Origin of the sequence: Gordonia shandongensis DSM 45094, from assembly GCF_000423025.1 — a bacterium.
Lineage (GTDB): Bacteria > Actinomycetota > Actinomycetes > Mycobacteriales > Mycobacteriaceae > Gordonia > Gordonia shandongensis.
The window spans coordinates 50,929-65,398 of the sequence record NZ_AUHE01000001.1 but is presented as its reverse complement, the minus strand read 5'-3'; the positions used below and the strand labels follow the sequence as shown (position 1 = coordinate 65,398).

The following is a 14,470-nucleotide window of genomic DNA, read 5'->3' as shown; positions in this document are numbered from 1 at the left end:
GGGAGTCAGGAGGAACCCGTGAACGAGGACGCCGACACCGACGGCGAGCACGCGGACGGGGTGCGCAGGGACGGTGACGAGCAGGTGCGGCTTCGACTGCTCATCGGCTACGACGGCACCGACTTCTCCGGCTGGGCCGTGCAACCGGGGCGGCGCACCGTGTGCCAGACGGTGCAGGACACGCTCGGCACCGTGCTCCGCGTCCCGGTCCGCCTCACCGTCGCCGGACGCACCGACGCCGGCGTCCACGCGACGGCGCAGGTGGCCCACTGCGATGTGCCGGCGTCGTCACTGCAGACCCGGTCGATCGACGGCGACCCGTCGCGGCTGGTGCGGCGGCTGGCCAAGATGCTGCCCGACGATGTGCGGGTCCTGCGGGTCGACGTGGTCTCCGCTGACTTCGACGCACGGTTCTCGGCGGTGGCGCGGACCTACGAGTACCGACTCAGCGACGCCCCGTGGGGAGCGGACCCGATCCATGCCCGGAACACCGCGGACTGGAGTCGGCCGCTCGACGTCGACGCGATGAACGAGGCGTCGGCGCGTCTCGTGGGGTTGAACGACTTCGCCGCGTTCTGTCGTTTCCGCGAGGGCGCGACGACCATCCGCGAACTCCAGGGTTTTCGGTGGCGTCGTGCCGGTGCCGTCGTCATCGGGGAGGTCCGCGCGGACGCGTTCTGCTGGTCGATGGTGCGTTCCCTCGTGGGCGCGGTCGCATCCGTCGGGGACGGACGGCGCACCGTCGACTGGTGTGCGGGTCTGCTGGCAGAGCGCACCAGATCGTCACAGGTCCCCGTCGCCCAGGCGCGGGGGCTCACGCTCACCGGTGTGGACTATCCGCCGCCGGAGCAGTGGGCCGCCCGCAACGAGCGCACACGGGACGTCCGCGATGCCGCAGACCTCGCGAACAATGCCGATGACGCCGACAACGCTGATGGGTGCTGCTGAGGGCGGCGCCTCACACCTGCGATCGGCGGACCGGCGGATTCCCGAAGTCGTCGGCGATGACCGCGGCCAACTCCACCAGGCTGCGGCGGGTCGATCGGCGCAGCAGGCCGAGATCGATCTCGGCGCCCTCGGCGAGGTGATCGTCGAACCCGATGGTGTGCACGGCTCGGCAGCGGGTGAGGAAATGCTGGGCCAACTGGTCCAGATCGATCGTGGACGCGCCGGGTCGCGCTGAGCTCAGCACGACGACGCAGCGGTCGATGAGGTGGCCGTAGCCGTGGCCGGCGAGCCAGTCGAGGGTGGCGCCGGCGCTGCGCGCGCCGTCGAGCGCGGGCGACGAGACGAGGACCACGGCGTCGGCGGTGGCGAGCACACCGCGCATCGCACTGTGGCTCATGCCGGTCCCGCAGTCGGTGATGATGATGTTGTAGAAGCGCTGCAGGATGGTCAGGACCCCGCGGTACTCGTCCTCGCTGAACGCCTCCGCCGCCGCCGGGTCGCGTTCCGATGCGAGGACCTCCAGCCGGTTCGCCGCCTGCGACGTGTGAACACGGACGTCGGAGTACCGGTGCACGGAGGGATCGGCCAGGAGGTTCCGCACCGTTGACGGTGTCTGCAGGGGGACCCGCTGCGCCAGGGTCCCCAGGTCGGGGTTGGCGTCGACGGCGATCACCCGGTCTCCTCGCAGGGAGGCGAATGTGGCGCCCAACCCGACGACGGTGGTGGTCTTGCCGACGCCGCCCTTCAACGACAGCACCGCGATGCGGTAGTCGCCGCGGATCGGGCGACGCAGCCGTTCGATCAGCTGCTGGTATTCGATCTGCGCGGTCGACTCTCCCGGGTTCACCATGCCCGCGGTGAGGGTGTGGACCGCGCGTCGCCACCCGTGCGCCGGTGCGTGACGCGCCCTGCGGAGCAACGCGACCTGGTCGAGTGCGGGGCCGACGGCGCGCCCGGGCTGCGGGCCGGCGGCGCGGGCGGGAGAAACGGGTGTCGGTGTCGGAACGGGGATCGGGGCCGGAACGGGGATCGGGGTGGGAACGGGTGGCGGCGGAGGAACGGGTGTCGGTGGAGGTCCGGCGACCGGTCCGGGACCGGGCATCGTCGTCGGATGTGCCGCGACCGCACCGCCGAGCAGGGCCGACAGGTCGATGTCGGCGGCCGGCTGCGCGGACAGCCACGGCGGGGCGTCGGCGATGCGCTCGATGTTCGGATCGTCGGTGTCGTGCACGGTCATGGGTCCCCCTCGTACGTCGGTGACCGAGCGGTCACCGTGTCTCGCCGACGGTAATCACCGCATCGACCGACACGCCCGTGAATCGGGGGATGGAACCGAATCGGATCGGGGCGCGTCTAACTCGCATGACGGGAGAGGAACACGACTCGGAACGTACATCTGGATCCGGTAACCCGCGCGGACCGGCGGTCCCGGGACATCCCGGAGCGGAATCCGGGGGATCGGGCGACGACGGTTTGATGTCGGTCGCATCGCGGACGGGAACCATCTCCGTCACGTGCACCGCTGCCGGACTCCCGGTGCGGATGACGCTGGCCTCGGCGGCGATGAGACGATCGCCGGCGGCATTGGCCGAGGAGATCCTCGCCCTGTGCCGGCTGGCGGGCACCGCAGCCGGAGTCCACACCCGCGAGGCGCTCGGGGCCGGCGGCGTGAGCGCCGATGCGCTCGCGCTCCTCGGGCTGCCGTCGCGCGACGACCTGGTGACGGCGGAGGCCGCGGCCGACCGGTGCGGTGCGCGGAGGCGACGATGACCGTCGACCGGTTCGGGACGGGGAACGCCGCGATGGATGCCCTGCAGGATCGAGCTCGGGATCAGCTCGGCGCCCTCGAGGACGTCGGACGTCGACTGTCGTCGCTGCGAGCCGTCGGTGTCGGAGACGACGGCCGGGTGCGGGTGGAGGTGGACGGCCACGGCGCGATGATCGACTTGACGATTCTCGACGGAGCCGGCGGCGGTCGGGCCGCCCGGCTCGCCGAGGCGATCGTCGGGGCGGCCATCCGAGCCGCGACCGAGGTGTTCGCCGTCCGCGGCGAGATCATGCGGGAGTTCTGCGAGGAGTTCGCCGACCTGACCGGAACCGATCTGACCGGAACCGACCCGACCGGTGAGTCGCTGGAACCGAATCGTGGTCCGGTGCGTCCAACGTCATAGGGGACCACACCCGCCTCCGGGGAGCATTCGGGGCGGTCGAGCATCAAGGGGGAGATGTGAACCAGGTGAGTGTGCAGCCCGAGACGCTGCAGACCTTCGGCGCCACGGCCGCCGCGTTGGGCGGTGCGACGGCGGCGGCGGGGGCTCTCGACACCGTCGCGGTATCGGCGGCGGTGACCGCGGTGTTCGGCCTGATCGGGCAGGAGTTCGCGGTCGCCTACGGGGTGGCCCAGGCGAATCACCTCGCGTCGGTGGAGCAGTTGGCCGCCGCGCACACCGCCATCGCGGCATCGGCGCTCGGCGGACTCGACTCGTTCGCCACCGCCGACGGCGTCGGGGCGACGGGGCTGGTGCTCTGATGAGCACCGAGGTGGGCGTACCGCCCGCCGCACCGGAGGTCGCGAGCGTCCCGGCCGACGGATGCGGCCCGCCTCTCCCGTCGTCCGAGACGATGCCGCACGAGTGCCCGAGCGAGACTTCTGTGCCCCGGGATCCGGTGCAGGACGTGCTGTCGGGACTCGGGATCGGCCCGCTTCCGGGACCGTCGGGTCCGGGTGGCGACGTCGTCGGGCTGCCCGGGGTGCCGGGGCCCGTCGGGCTCGACCCGAGCATGCTGATCAAACCGATCCTCGATCTGCTCGCGTGTTTCGGCACGGGACGGCTCGGCGGTCCCGGGAGTGCCGATCAGGCGCACCGGCAGATCGCGGGGGTGCTCGAGCGCGGAGTGTCGACGCTGACTGGCGCGGCGAAGGCGATCGACGGCGGCTGGACGGGAACGGCTGCGGGGTCGGCCGTCACGGCGGCGACCCGGACGGCAGCGGAGTCCGGTGCCCTGGCCGCACAGGGATCGGGAATGGCGTTCGACCTCCAGGCGGCCGCGGGCATCGTGGCGACCGGAGCGATGGAGCTCCAGGGGGTCGTCGCCGAGACCGCTGGACTGTTGGCCGCCGCGGCCCCGACGCTGCTGACCCCGCCCGGTCAGGCGGCGGCTCTCGGCATCGCCGCAAACGGGCTCGCGCAAGGGCTGGCGGTCGTCGCGGCGACCCGCGCACAACTGGCCGGACCGACCTCCGACATGGTGCGCAACGGTGCACCGGTGCCGATCACCCCGGTTCCCGGGGCCGGCGGTGAGGGCGGCGCCCGGGCGGCCGCCGACCTCATGACCGGAATGCTGCCGTTGGTGCAGGCCGGAGCGCGGTTCGCGGTATCGCTGCTGGCGGGAGCCGGAACGGACGGGTCCGCCTCCGATGCGCCGGCCCCGGACACGTCGGCATCGGGGCTCACCCCGGCGGGCACCCGACCGGCGGGAGTCGGCGGTGCCGGTTGCCCGCCGACCTGCGCCGCGGGGACCCCGGCGACGACCGTGCCGAAACCCCCGGGTGCGACGGTCACGGGCAGCGCCGGCCCGGCCGGCGGCGGGGGACCCGTCGGCGGCGGACCCGCGGTGCCCGAGGTGAACACCCCCGAGGCGCCGCTGGCGCAGTGCCCGGTCACGACGAACGCCGTCGCAGCTGTCACCTCGTCGACACCGGAGGCCCACACCGCCACCGAGGCCGCCGGACCCGCGGGACCGATGACGGCGACGCCGGCGGTGGCGCCGAGTGTTGCCGCCCGGCCGTCGGACGGCCCGAGCGGACCGGCGCTCGCGGCGTCGTTCACCACCGGTGCGGGTGCGACCCCGCCGGAGACGCCGTCGGGGCCGCCGGAATCACCGTCGGTTTCGCCGGAGTGGCTCAGCGCGGCCTCGGCCGAAGCGCTGGAATTCGATGCCGCGCTCGTGCTCGGCATCGGCCAACGAGATCTTGCCGGGTCAGTCTGATCCGGCAGTACAGGGGAGGAGACATCCATGAGGGGACTCAATCTCGACCTCGTCGCCGGACAGGCGTCGGCGAAGTCGATCAAGGGCGTCGTCGACGAGATGCACCGGGTCATCACCCAGGTCCAGAAGTCGGCGATCAGCGGGCAGGCCGGTTGGGACGGCAAGGCGTCGAACGCCTTCGGGACCACGCACACGGACTGGCACGGCATCGCCACCCGTCTGCAGATGGCGCTCGACGAGATCGAAGTCAAACTCACGGTGGGGTTCCGCGGCTACGAGGACGACGACGTCACCGTCGCGGGACAGATCAGCAGCAGCGGCGGCGGCGCACCCGCGCCACTGTCGATCTGACGTCACCGCGCCGGACGTCACCGGACAGACGGTAAACCATCACCGATCAGACAGCAGGAGGATCCTCATGTCGGGAATCATCAGGTACGACTTCGAATCGCTGGGTGGCCTCTCGGGCGACCTCCGCGGGCATTTCCAGCGGCTCGAGGTGCTCTCCGGACAACTCAAGAAGCAGGTCACGGCACTGGCATCGCATTGGGACTCGGGCGGAGCAGCCCAGTATCAACAGGCGCAGGCGGGGTGGGACCGCGTCTTCGTCGACGCGCGGATGCGGCTCGACGCACTCGGCACCGGCGTCGGCAAGGCGGCGACGACCATGAGGGAGACCGACGTCCGGGTGGGACGGACCTTCACCGCGTGACGCGACGGGGCGGGCGGCACGGTGCCGCCCGCCCCGCCGCACCCGGCCCGCGGAACGGCGTCAGTCGCCGGTGTGCCCGCGGAGCAGTTCGCGGAACGGGGTGACCGGCCCCAGATCGTCGGTGCCCGCGGATCGTCGGGGCGCGTCCGGGATCTCGGTGGGGCCGCCGAAACCCGCGACCGCCGACGTCGTCACCAGACGCCCCGCCAGCTCCGCCCCCGCCCGGCGGATGCGGGCGCCCAACTCGGGGGATCCGAAATCCTCCGTGGCCGCGAATACCGCGGTGGGCACCGTGTCGGCACGCAGGTAGGCGAGCAGGGGGCGGACGGCGTGGTCGAGGACCAGACTGTGTCGCGGTGTGCCCGCGGTGGCCGCGATCAGCGCCGGCACACCCGTGAGGGCCGCCGGGTCGAGGGTGTCGAAGAACATCTTGAACAGTCCGCTGTACGACGCCGCGAACACCGGCGTCACGGCGACCACGCCGTCGGCCGCCGCCACGCGCTCATGCGCCGCGACGAGCTCGGCGGGCGGGACTCCGCTGGTCATCATCGTCGCCATCGGGGCAGCGAGCGGACCGAGTTCCAGAACGTCGACCGCGATCTCCTCGCCCCGCGCGGTGACACCGGCGGTCACGGCGTCGGCGAGTTGATCGGCCAGCAGGCGGGTCGACGACGGCGTCGACGTGCCGGCGCTGATCACCAGCAGCGTGCGGGCCATGTCAGTTCGTCCCCGCGACGGCGACGGACTCGGCGGGCTGCACCCGCCGGTGCGGCGAGTCGGGACCCTGTGCGACGAGGGTCTCGTGGATCGGGGGATCCGACGGGACGTGGGCCGGCCGGCGGAGCTCGAACTCCTTGCGGAGCGTCGGCACCACGTCGCGGCCGAGCATCTCGACCTGTTCGAGGACCTGGTCGAGGGGAAGCCCGGCGTGGTCGACGAGGAACAGCTGCCGCTGGTAGTCGCCCGCGTAGTCGGCGAACGACAGCGTCTTGTCGATGACCATCTCGGGAGTGCCGACCGTCAACGGCGTCATGTCGGTGAACTCTTCGAGCGAGGGGCCGTGCCCGTACACCGGCGCGTCGTCGAAGTAGGGGCGGAAGCGTCGCTTGGCTTCGGCTTCGGTCGCGGCCATGAACACCTGGCCGCCCAGACCGACGATCGCCTGATCGGCCGAGCCGTGTCCGTAGTGCTCGAAGCGACGGCGGTACAACTCGACCATCTGCCGGGTGTGCTCGGCGTTCCAGAAGATGTTGTTGTGGAAGAACCCGTCCCCGTAGAAGGCCGCCTGTTCGGCGATCTCCGGGGACCGGATCGACCCGTGCCACACGAACGGCGGGGTGTCGTCGAGGGGTGCCGGGGTGGCGGTGAAACCCTGCAGCGGGGTCCGGAAGCGGCCCTCCCAGTCGACGGAGCGCTCCCGCCACAGTCGCCGCAGCAGGTGGTAGTTCTCCACGGCCAGTCCGATGCCCTGACGGATGTCCTTGCCGAACCACGGATACACCGGACCGGTGTTGCCGCGACCCAGCATCAGGTCGGTGCGGCCGTCGGACAGATGCTGGAGCATCGCGAAGTCCTCGGCGATCTTCACCGGGTCGTTGGTGGTGATGAGCGTGGTGGCGGTGCTGAGCCGGAGTCGCTCGGTGCGTGCCGCGATCCAGCCGAGCATCGTCGTGGGGGAGCTCGGCACGAAGGGCGGATTGTGGTGCTCGCCGGTGGCGAAGACGTCCAGCCCCACCTCCTCGGCCTTCAGCGCGATCGCGGTCATCGAGGCGATCCGCTCGTGCTCGCTGACGGTTGTGCCCGCGACGGGGTCGGCGGTGAGATCGCCGACGGTGAAGATTCCGAACTGCATCGGTGCCGCTCCTCGTATGGTGCGTCTGCCTCTCAGACGTCTCACCGAGTGTAACCGGACCGTAGTCCGGTTAATTCCCGGCGGGGACGCCCGACCCCGGAACGCACGCCGCGCCGTTCGGCACCGATACGCTTCTGGACGAGTTCGGCCGCACCGGTGGCCGTCGCCGCCAGGGAGGTCGGAATGTCGACAACCGCATCGAACGAAGACGATTCGACGCACGGCGCGACGCGCGCGATCATCGCGGCGCTCGCCGCCAACGCGGGGATCGCCGTCGCGAAGTTCGCGGGCTTCGCGATCACCGGATCGTCGTCCATGCTCGCCGAGGGCGTGCACTCGGTGGCCGACACCTCCAACCAGGGGCTGCTCCTGCTGGGGCAGCGCCGGTCGCGACGCGAAGCCGACCGACTGCACCCCTTCGGGTACGGGCGGAACCGGTACTTCTACTCGTTCGTCGTGGCGCTGGTGATCTTCACCCTCGGCTCGCTGTTCGCGCTGTACGAGGGCATCGGGAAGATCCGAGACGCGGGCGACCACGGCCTCGACTCCCCGCTGGTCGCCGTGGTGATCCTCGTGGTCGCCATCTGCCTGGAGGGATACAGCTTCGCCACCGCCCGCAAGGAGTCCGCGGCGCTCAAGGGCGACGCCTCGTGGTGGCAGTTCATCCGGAACTCGCGAACCCCCGAACTGCCGGTGGTCCTCCTCGAAGACGCCGGCGCCCTCGTCGGACTGGTGTTGGCGCTGTGCGGCGTCGGCCTGACGATGCTCACCGGCAACGCGGTGTGGGACGGCGTCGGCACCGTCGCGATCGGTGTGCTGCTCGGTGTGATCGCGGTCGTCCTCATCATCGAGATGCAGAGCCTGCTCATCGGAGAGGGCGCCACCGACGAGGAGGAACGCGCGCTGCGAGCCGCGCTGCCGGGTGCGGGCGTCGACCGCCTCATCCACATGAAGACCCAGTACCTGGGACCAGACGAGCTGCTGGTGGCCGCGAAGATCGCGATCGAGCCCGGTGCGGACGCGCCGTCGATCGCGCGCGCGATCGACGGCGCCGAGGCCCGGATGCGGGCGGTCGTCCCCCAGGCTCGCGTCATCTACCTGGAACCCGACATCGATCGGCGCGACACGTGACGACCGAGTGACCCCGATGCGACATCGGCGGGTACCCGCATGCGCTAGCGTCGTCAATCATCGACCCCCGCGTGAAAGGAGTCACACCAGTGACCGCAGCTCAGTCGCCGGCCCCGCAGGCGCGGGGGCCCCAACAGGGGCGTGAGACGTGGACCAGCAACCGGGGCTTCATCCTGGCCGCCATCGGGTCCGCGGTGGGTCTGGGCAACATCTGGCGATTCCCGGGTGTTGCCTACGAGGGCGGTGGCGGCGCCTTCCTGATCCCGTACCTCATCGCGCTCGTGACCGCTGGCATCCCGATCCTCTTCCTCGACTACGCGGTGGGGCACCGGTTCCGTGCCGCGGCGCCGTTGGCGTTCCGCCGCATGTGGCGCAGGGCCGAAGCCCTCGGGTGGTTCCAGACGGCGATCCTGTTCGTGATCTCCACCTACTACGCCGTCATCATCGCGTGGTCGCTGAGCTACTTCTACTACTCGTTCGGCACCAAGTGGGGTGAGAGACCCGACGAGTTCTTCACCGGCGACTACCTCCGGGTGGGCGAGGCTGGGGTGTCCGGCGAGCTCGTCGGCACCGTGGCCTGGCCGCTCATCGGGGTGTGGGCGCTGATCATCGTCATCCTCGCCCTCGGCGTCGCCAAGGGGGTCGAGAAACTCAACGTGATCGGTCTGCCGCTGCTCGTCCTCGGGTTCGCCGCGCTGGTCATCAAGGCCGTCACGCTGCCGGGCGCCTCCGACGGACTGAATGCGCTGTTCACCCCGCAGTGGGACAAGCTCTCCGACCTCAACGTGTGGATCGCCGCGTACAGCCAGATCTTCTTCTCGATGTCGATCGCATTCGGCATCATGATCTCCTACGCGTCGTTCCAGAAGCGCAAGTCCAACATGACGTCGTCGGGCCTCGTCGTCGGGTTCGCCAACTCGTCGTTCGAACTCCTCGCCGGCATCGGCGTGTTCTCCGCGCTCGGCTTCCTCGCCCACGAGCAGGGCAAGACCTACGAGCAGCTCGACGGCCTCACCGGACCGATCCTGTCGTTCGTGACGTTCCCGCGGGTGATCTCCGAGATGCCCGGCAGCGCGTTCTTCGGCGCCCTGTTCTTCGGCTCCCTCGCGATCGCCGGCTTCACATCGCTGATCTCCCTGATGCTCGGCGTCTCGGTGGCCTTCCAGGAGAAGTTCGGGCTGTCGCGGACCTCGGCGTCGGTGACGGTCGGCGTGGTCGCGGCGATCGTCTCGTTCGGCCTGTTCGCCACCACGACCGGACTCCTCGCCCTCGACACCGTCGACCAGTTCGCCAACAACATCGGCATCGTGGTCTCGGCGATCGCGATGTGCGTGATCGCCGTCTGGGTGGCGCGCACCATCGAGACGCTCCGCGCCCACCTGAACGCGGTGTCGACGTTCAAACTCGGCTGGTGGTGGGTGCCGGTGATCGGCGTGTACGCGCCTCTGTTCCTCACCGTCATGCTGGTCCAGAAGATCTACGACCTCATCGTCGACGGCTACGAAGACCTCCCGACCTGGTATGTCGGCGTGTTCGGGTGGGGGACCGTGGGATTCCTGTTCGTGTTCGCCGCGGTCCTCACCGCGGTCGGGTGGAAGGGGCGTGACGATCCGAGCTTCACCCCGTGGCCGATCGTCGGCTCGGGGCCGTCGTCCGCCGAGTCGAAGGAGAGTGTCCGATGACCGCATCCGCCATCGTCCTGCTCGTGGTGGCCGCCCTGATCGTGTGGGGCGGACTCCTGGCGAGCATCACCTTCCTCACCACCCACCCCGAGGTGAGTGAGCTGTCCGACGACGAAGACCCCGACTCGACGTAGCGGTCGGGACGCCACGACGCACAGAGACAATCGAATAAACAGACAATCGAATAAAGAGACAATCGAAAAAGGGAGCCGCCGTGAGCAATCCGTTGTTCCGGGTCAAGTCGGTGGAACAGTCGATGGCCGACACCGACGAACCCGACACCAAACTGAGGAAGGATCTCACGGCGTGGGACCTCACCGTGTTCGGTGTGGCCGTCGTCGTCGGCGCCGGAATCTTCACGCTGACCGCGACGACGGCGGGCAACGTCGCCGGACCGTCGGTGTCGCTGGCGTTCGTGCTGGCCGCGGTCGCCTGCGGGCTGGCGGCGCTCTGCTACGCCGAGTTCGCCTCCACCGTCCCGGTCGCCGGATCGGCGTACACGTTCTCCTACGCCACCTTCGGCGAGTTCATCGCCTGGATCATCGGATGGGACCTGATCCTCGAGTTCGCGCTCGCCGCATCGGTGGTCGCCAAGAGCTGGTCGTCGTATCTGGCCGACGTGATCGGCGGAGGCGGCACCACCGTGATCCTCGGCGGCCACGAGTACGACTGGGGTGCGGCGGCACTCATCGGGGTCCTCACCACACTCCTGGTCCTCGGCACCAAACTGTCGTCCCGGGTGTCCATCGTGATCACCGCCGTCAAGGTCGGGGTGGTGCTGCTCGTCATTGTCGTCGGCCTGTTCTACATCAAGAAGGACAACTACACGCCCTACGTCCCCGAGGCGAAGACGCCCTCGGGCGACGACTCGGGCATCCGTCAGACCCTGTTCTCCTGGATGACGGGCGGCGCGGGGAGCGACTACGGCTGGTACGGACTGTTGGCCGCCGCATCCCTGGTGTTCTTCGCGTTCATCGGGTTCGACGTGGTCGCGACCACCGCCGAAGAGACTCGCGACCCGCAGCGGTCCCTGCCGCGCGGAATCCTCGGCTCGCTCGGAATCGTCACCGTCCTGTACGTGGGGGTCGCGCTCGTGCTGACGGGCATGGTCAAGTACACCGACCTCGCCGACCGCACCGAGAACGGCAAGGTCGTGACGTCGACCCTCGCGACGGCGTTCGAGATCAACGGCGTCACATGGGCGCAGTGGGCGATCAACATCGGCGCCCTGGCCGGGCTCACCACCGTCGTCATGGTGATGCTGCTCGGCCAGACTCGCGTGGCGTTCGCGATGTCGCGCGACGGACTGCTGCCGCGCGGACTGGCCAGGACCGGGCGCCGCGGGACACCCGCCCGCATCACCCTGATCGTCGGCACGGTCTCGGCGGCACTGGCCTTCTTCTTCCCGATGGGCACCCTCGGCGAGATGGTCAACATCGGCACCCTGTTCGCCTTCGTCCTCGTGTGCGTCGGCGTCGTCGTGCTCCGGCGGACGCGCCCCGACCTCACCCGCGGATTCCGAGTCCCCCTCGTGCCGTTCGTCCCGATCCTCGCGGTCCTCGCGTGCTTCTGGCTGATGATCAACCTGTCCATCGAGACGTGGATCCGATTCCTGGTCTGGATGATGATCGGCGTGGTCGTCTACCTCGGGTACGGGGTGAAGCACTCCGTGCTCGGGATGCGGGAACGCAAGGAACTGCCCGGCTACCCGCCCCGGGTCTCCGACGCCGACCCGACACCCGCGGCGGGCGACGGACCCGAGGCGACGGGATCGCGATAGCGTAGACGACGACAGACACGTACCGGCCCCGTCGGCGGGGCCGGTACGAGCGTGCACGACCGCATACATGATCGAGAGGCCCCACATGACAGCGCCCGACCGCGCCCTGACCACCGAGACCCGCAACGGCGTCGAATACAAGGTCGCCGACCTCACGCTCGCCGAGTACGGCCGCAAGGAGATCCGCCTGGCCGAGCACGAGATGCCCGGGCTCATGGAGCTGCGCCGCGAATACGCCGACGTGCTGCCGCTCAAGGGCGCCCGGATCTCCGGGTCGCTGCACATGACCGTGCAGACCGCGGTCCTCATCGAGACGCTCACCGCGCTCGGCGCCGAGGTCCGCTGGGCGTCGTGCAACATCTTCTCCACCCAGGACGAGGCGGCAGCGGCCGTCGTCGTCGGCCCCCACGGCACCCCCGACGAGCCCTCCGGCGTCCCCGTCTTCGCATGGAAGGGCGAGACCCTCGACGAGTACTGGTGGGCCGCCGAACAGATGCTGACCTGGCCCGCCGCCGCCGACGGAACGCCGCGCCACGCCAACATGATCCTCGACGACGGCGGCGACGCCACCATGCTGGTGCTCCGCGGCGCCGAATTCGAGAAGGCCGGCGTCGTGCCGCCCGCCGACGCCTCGCACCCGGCCGAGTACAAGGTCTTCCTCGAACTCCTGCGGGCGTCGCTGGCCGCCGATCCCGGCAAGTGGACCGCCATCTCCGAGTCGGTCCAGGGCGTCACCGAAGAGACCACCACCGGCGTCCTGCGTCTCTACCAGTTCGCGGCCGCCGGAGAGCTCGACTTCCCGGCGATCAACGTCAACGACTCCGTCACCAAGAGCAAGTTCGACAACAAGTACGGCACGCGCCATTCGCTCATCGACGGGATCAACCGCGGCACCGACGTCCTCATCGGCGGTAAGAAGGCCCTCGTCTGCGGCTACGGCGACGTCGGCAAGGGCTGCGCCGAATCGCTCGCCGGTCAGGGCGCCCGCGTCCAGGTCACCGAGATCGACCCCATCAACGCCCTCCAGGCGCTCATGGACGGTTTCGACGTCGTCACCGTCGACGATGCGATCGGCGACGCCGACATCGTCATCACCTCCACCGGCAACCTGGGCATCATCACCTTCGACCACATGACGAAGATGAAGAATCAGGCCATCCTCGGAAACATCGGCCACTTCGACAACGAGATCGACATGGCGGGACTCGAAGCCGCCGAGGGGATGACCCGCATCACCATCAAGCCGCAGGTCGATCAGTGGGTGTTCCCCGACGGTCACAGCATCATCGTGCTCTCCGAGGGCCGCCTGCTGAACCTCGGCAACGCCACCGGCCACCCGTCGTTCGTCATGAGCAACAGCTTCTCCAACCAGGTCATCGCGCAGATCGAGCTGTGGACCAAGGGAGACGAGTACGACAACGAGGTCTACCGGCTGCCCAAGCACCTCGACGAGAAGGTCGCCAGGATCCACGTCGAGGCGCTCGGCGGGACGCTGACCAAGCTCACCAAGGATCAGGCCGAGTACATCGGCGTCGACGTCGAGGGGCCGTACAAGCCGGAGCACTACCGGTACTGACTCGCCGGTGCCCAGACGGTGCACCCGACCTCCCTCTCGCGGTCGGGTGCACCGCGTGAGCGCGGCGTGCGTCAGGACAGGAGTGCGAGGACCTCGGTGACGGCGTCGTCGCCGTCGGCCCAGGTCCACGTCGACATCCAGTCGTTCTCCACGAGGGCGCCGTACACGCCGTAGACGGCGCGCTGCAGGTCGGCGTCCCGCTCATAGGAGTCGACGGGGCGGTCGGTCTCGGTGGCCGCGCGGCCGGTCGCGCGGCCCATGGCGACCTCCGGCGGGACGCCGAGCAGCAGCTGGTGGTCGGGGACGGGCATCTCGAAGCGGCCGAACTCCAGGTCGGCCACCCACGACACCACGTCGGAGTCGGCGCCGCCGCCCAGTCGGGCGGCGCTGTAGGCGGCGTTCGACGCCGTATACCGGTCGCAGATCACCAGATCGTTGTCGGCGATCGCGGCGCGGAGCTCCACGCGAGCCGCGGCGCGGTCCAGGGCGAACATCAACGCCATCCCGTACACGCTGTCGCGGAGATCGCCGTGGCTGCCGTGCAACGCCTCGGAGGCGATGTCGGCGGTGATCGACTCCCCGTAGCGGGGGAACGCGATGGTCGTGACCGACGCTCCGCGGCGGACGGCGGCATCCTCGATCCGACCGACGATGGTGCGTTTGCCCGCTCCGTCGAGTCCCTCGACCGCTACCAGAACACCCACGCGGCACAGTGTAGGGGCGCCACCGGTGCGAGCGGCTCAGGCACGCCGCCGGGCGGACGTCGGCGCGTCGTTGCACCCCTCGGGGTGGTTCAGGT

General features: G+C 69.9%; 16 protein-coding genes. 12 read left to right on the top strand and 4 right to left on the bottom strand.

What is annotated here, in order from left to right; all coding sequences use genetic code 11:
- Positions 1-60 precede the first annotated feature (60 nt).
- Positions 61-948, top strand: a complete 888-nt coding sequence (truA, locus tag G528_RS0100310) for a tRNA pseudouridine(38-40) synthase TruA (RefSeq protein WP_026917221.1) — start codon at positions 61-63, stop codon at positions 946-948.
- 10 nt (positions 949-958) lie between these two features.
- On the opposite strand, the gene G528_RS0100305 is transcribed toward truA, so the two are convergent.
- Complete coding sequence (locus G528_RS0100305) at positions 959-2,185, bottom strand: MinD/ParA family ATP-binding protein (protein ID WP_156890307.1); 1,227 nt, start codon at positions 2,183-2,185, stop codon at positions 959-961.
- 239 nt (positions 2,186-2,424) lie between these two features.
- Here G528_RS0100305 and G528_RS0100300 point away from each other — a divergent pair, with 239 nt between their 5' ends.
- The 6 genes from G528_RS0100300 to G528_RS0100275 all read left to right on the top strand — a co-directional run bounded on the left by G528_RS0100300 (position 2,425) and on the right by G528_RS0100275 (position 5,650).
- Positions 2,425-2,718, top strand: coding sequence for a hypothetical protein (locus tag G528_RS0100300; protein ID WP_035718505.1), 294 nt, complete (start codon positions 2,425-2,427; stop codon positions 2,716-2,718).
- Complete coding sequence (locus tag G528_RS0100295) at positions 2,715-3,119, top strand: YbaB/EbfC family DNA-binding protein (RefSeq protein ID WP_245569628.1); 405 nt, start codon at positions 2,715-2,717, stop codon at positions 3,117-3,119. Before G528_RS0100300 ends, G528_RS0100295 begins: the two co-directional genes overlap by 4 nt.
- A gap of 65 nt (positions 3,120-3,184) precedes the next feature.
- Positions 3,185-3,478 carry a type VII secretion target gene (locus G528_RS0100290; protein WP_245569627.1) on the top strand — a complete coding sequence of 98 codons (294 nt, stop codon included), beginning with the start codon at positions 3,185-3,187 and terminating at the stop codon, positions 3,476-3,478.
- A complete protein-coding gene (locus G528_RS15915) occupies positions 3,478-4,938 on the top strand; it encodes a hypothetical protein (RefSeq protein ID WP_051198143.1) in 1,461 nt (486 codons plus the stop codon). Before G528_RS0100290 ends, G528_RS15915 begins: the two co-directional genes overlap by 1 nt.
- Before the next feature lie 27 nt (positions 4,939-4,965).
- Positions 4,966-5,289 carry a WXG100 family type VII secretion target gene (locus G528_RS0100280; protein WP_026917216.1) on the top strand — a complete coding sequence of 108 codons (324 nt, stop codon included), beginning with the start codon at positions 4,966-4,968 and terminating at the stop codon, positions 5,287-5,289.
- 67 nt (positions 5,290-5,356) lie between these two features.
- Positions 5,357-5,650: a WXG100 family type VII secretion target gene (locus G528_RS0100275; protein WP_026917215.1), complete on the top strand. Its 294-nt coding sequence runs from the start codon at positions 5,357-5,359 to the stop codon at positions 5,648-5,650.
- Positions 5,651-5,710: 60 nt separating this feature from the next.
- Here G528_RS0100275 and G528_RS0100270 read toward each other — a convergent pair whose 3' ends face one another.
- A complete protein-coding gene (locus G528_RS0100270) occupies positions 5,711-6,367 on the bottom strand; it encodes a CE1759 family FMN reductase (RefSeq protein WP_026917214.1) in 657 nt (218 codons plus the stop codon).
- Position 6,368: 1 nt separating this feature from the next.
- Positions 6,369-7,502, bottom strand: a complete 1,134-nt coding sequence (locus G528_RS0100265) for an LLM class flavin-dependent oxidoreductase (protein WP_026917213.1) — start codon at positions 7,500-7,502, stop codon at positions 6,369-6,371.
- A 183-nt stretch (positions 7,503-7,685) separates the two neighbouring features.
- Here G528_RS0100265 and G528_RS0100260 point away from each other — a divergent pair, with 183 nt between their 5' ends.
- The 5 genes from G528_RS0100260 to ahcY all read left to right on the top strand — a co-directional run bounded on the left by G528_RS0100260 (position 7,686) and on the right by ahcY (position 13,671).
- Positions 7,686-8,633 carry a cation diffusion facilitator family transporter gene (locus G528_RS0100260; protein ID WP_051198203.1) on the top strand — a complete coding sequence of 316 codons (948 nt, stop codon included), beginning with the start codon at positions 7,686-7,688 and terminating at the stop codon, positions 8,631-8,633.
- An 89-nt stretch (positions 8,634-8,722) separates the two neighbouring features.
- Positions 8,723-10,315, top strand: coding sequence for a sodium-dependent transporter (locus tag G528_RS0100255; protein ID WP_026917211.1), 1,593 nt, complete (start codon positions 8,723-8,725; stop codon positions 10,313-10,315).
- Entirely contained in the window at positions 10,312-10,449 is a 138-nt protein-coding gene (locus G528_RS18335) for a MetS family NSS transporter small subunit (RefSeq protein WP_156890306.1), read from the top strand. The genes G528_RS0100255 and G528_RS18335 overlap by 4 nt, the downstream gene beginning before the upstream one ends.
- A gap of 80 nt (positions 10,450-10,529) precedes the next feature.
- Positions 10,530-12,095: an amino acid permease gene (locus G528_RS0100245; protein WP_026917210.1), complete on the top strand. Its 1,566-nt coding sequence runs from the start codon at positions 10,530-10,532 to the stop codon at positions 12,093-12,095.
- Between the two features lie 85 nt (positions 12,096-12,180).
- A complete protein-coding gene (gene ahcY / locus G528_RS0100240; RefSeq protein WP_026917209.1) occupies positions 12,181-13,671 on the top strand; it encodes an adenosylhomocysteinase in 1,491 nt (496 codons plus the stop codon).
- A gap of 71 nt (positions 13,672-13,742) precedes the next feature.
- Here ahcY and G528_RS0100235 read toward each other — a convergent pair whose 3' ends face one another.
- On the bottom strand, positions 13,743-14,375 hold the full coding sequence (locus G528_RS0100235) for a dTMP kinase (protein WP_026917208.1): 633 nt from the start codon (positions 14,373-14,375) through the stop codon (positions 13,743-13,745).
- Positions 14,376-14,470 lie beyond the last annotated feature (95 nt).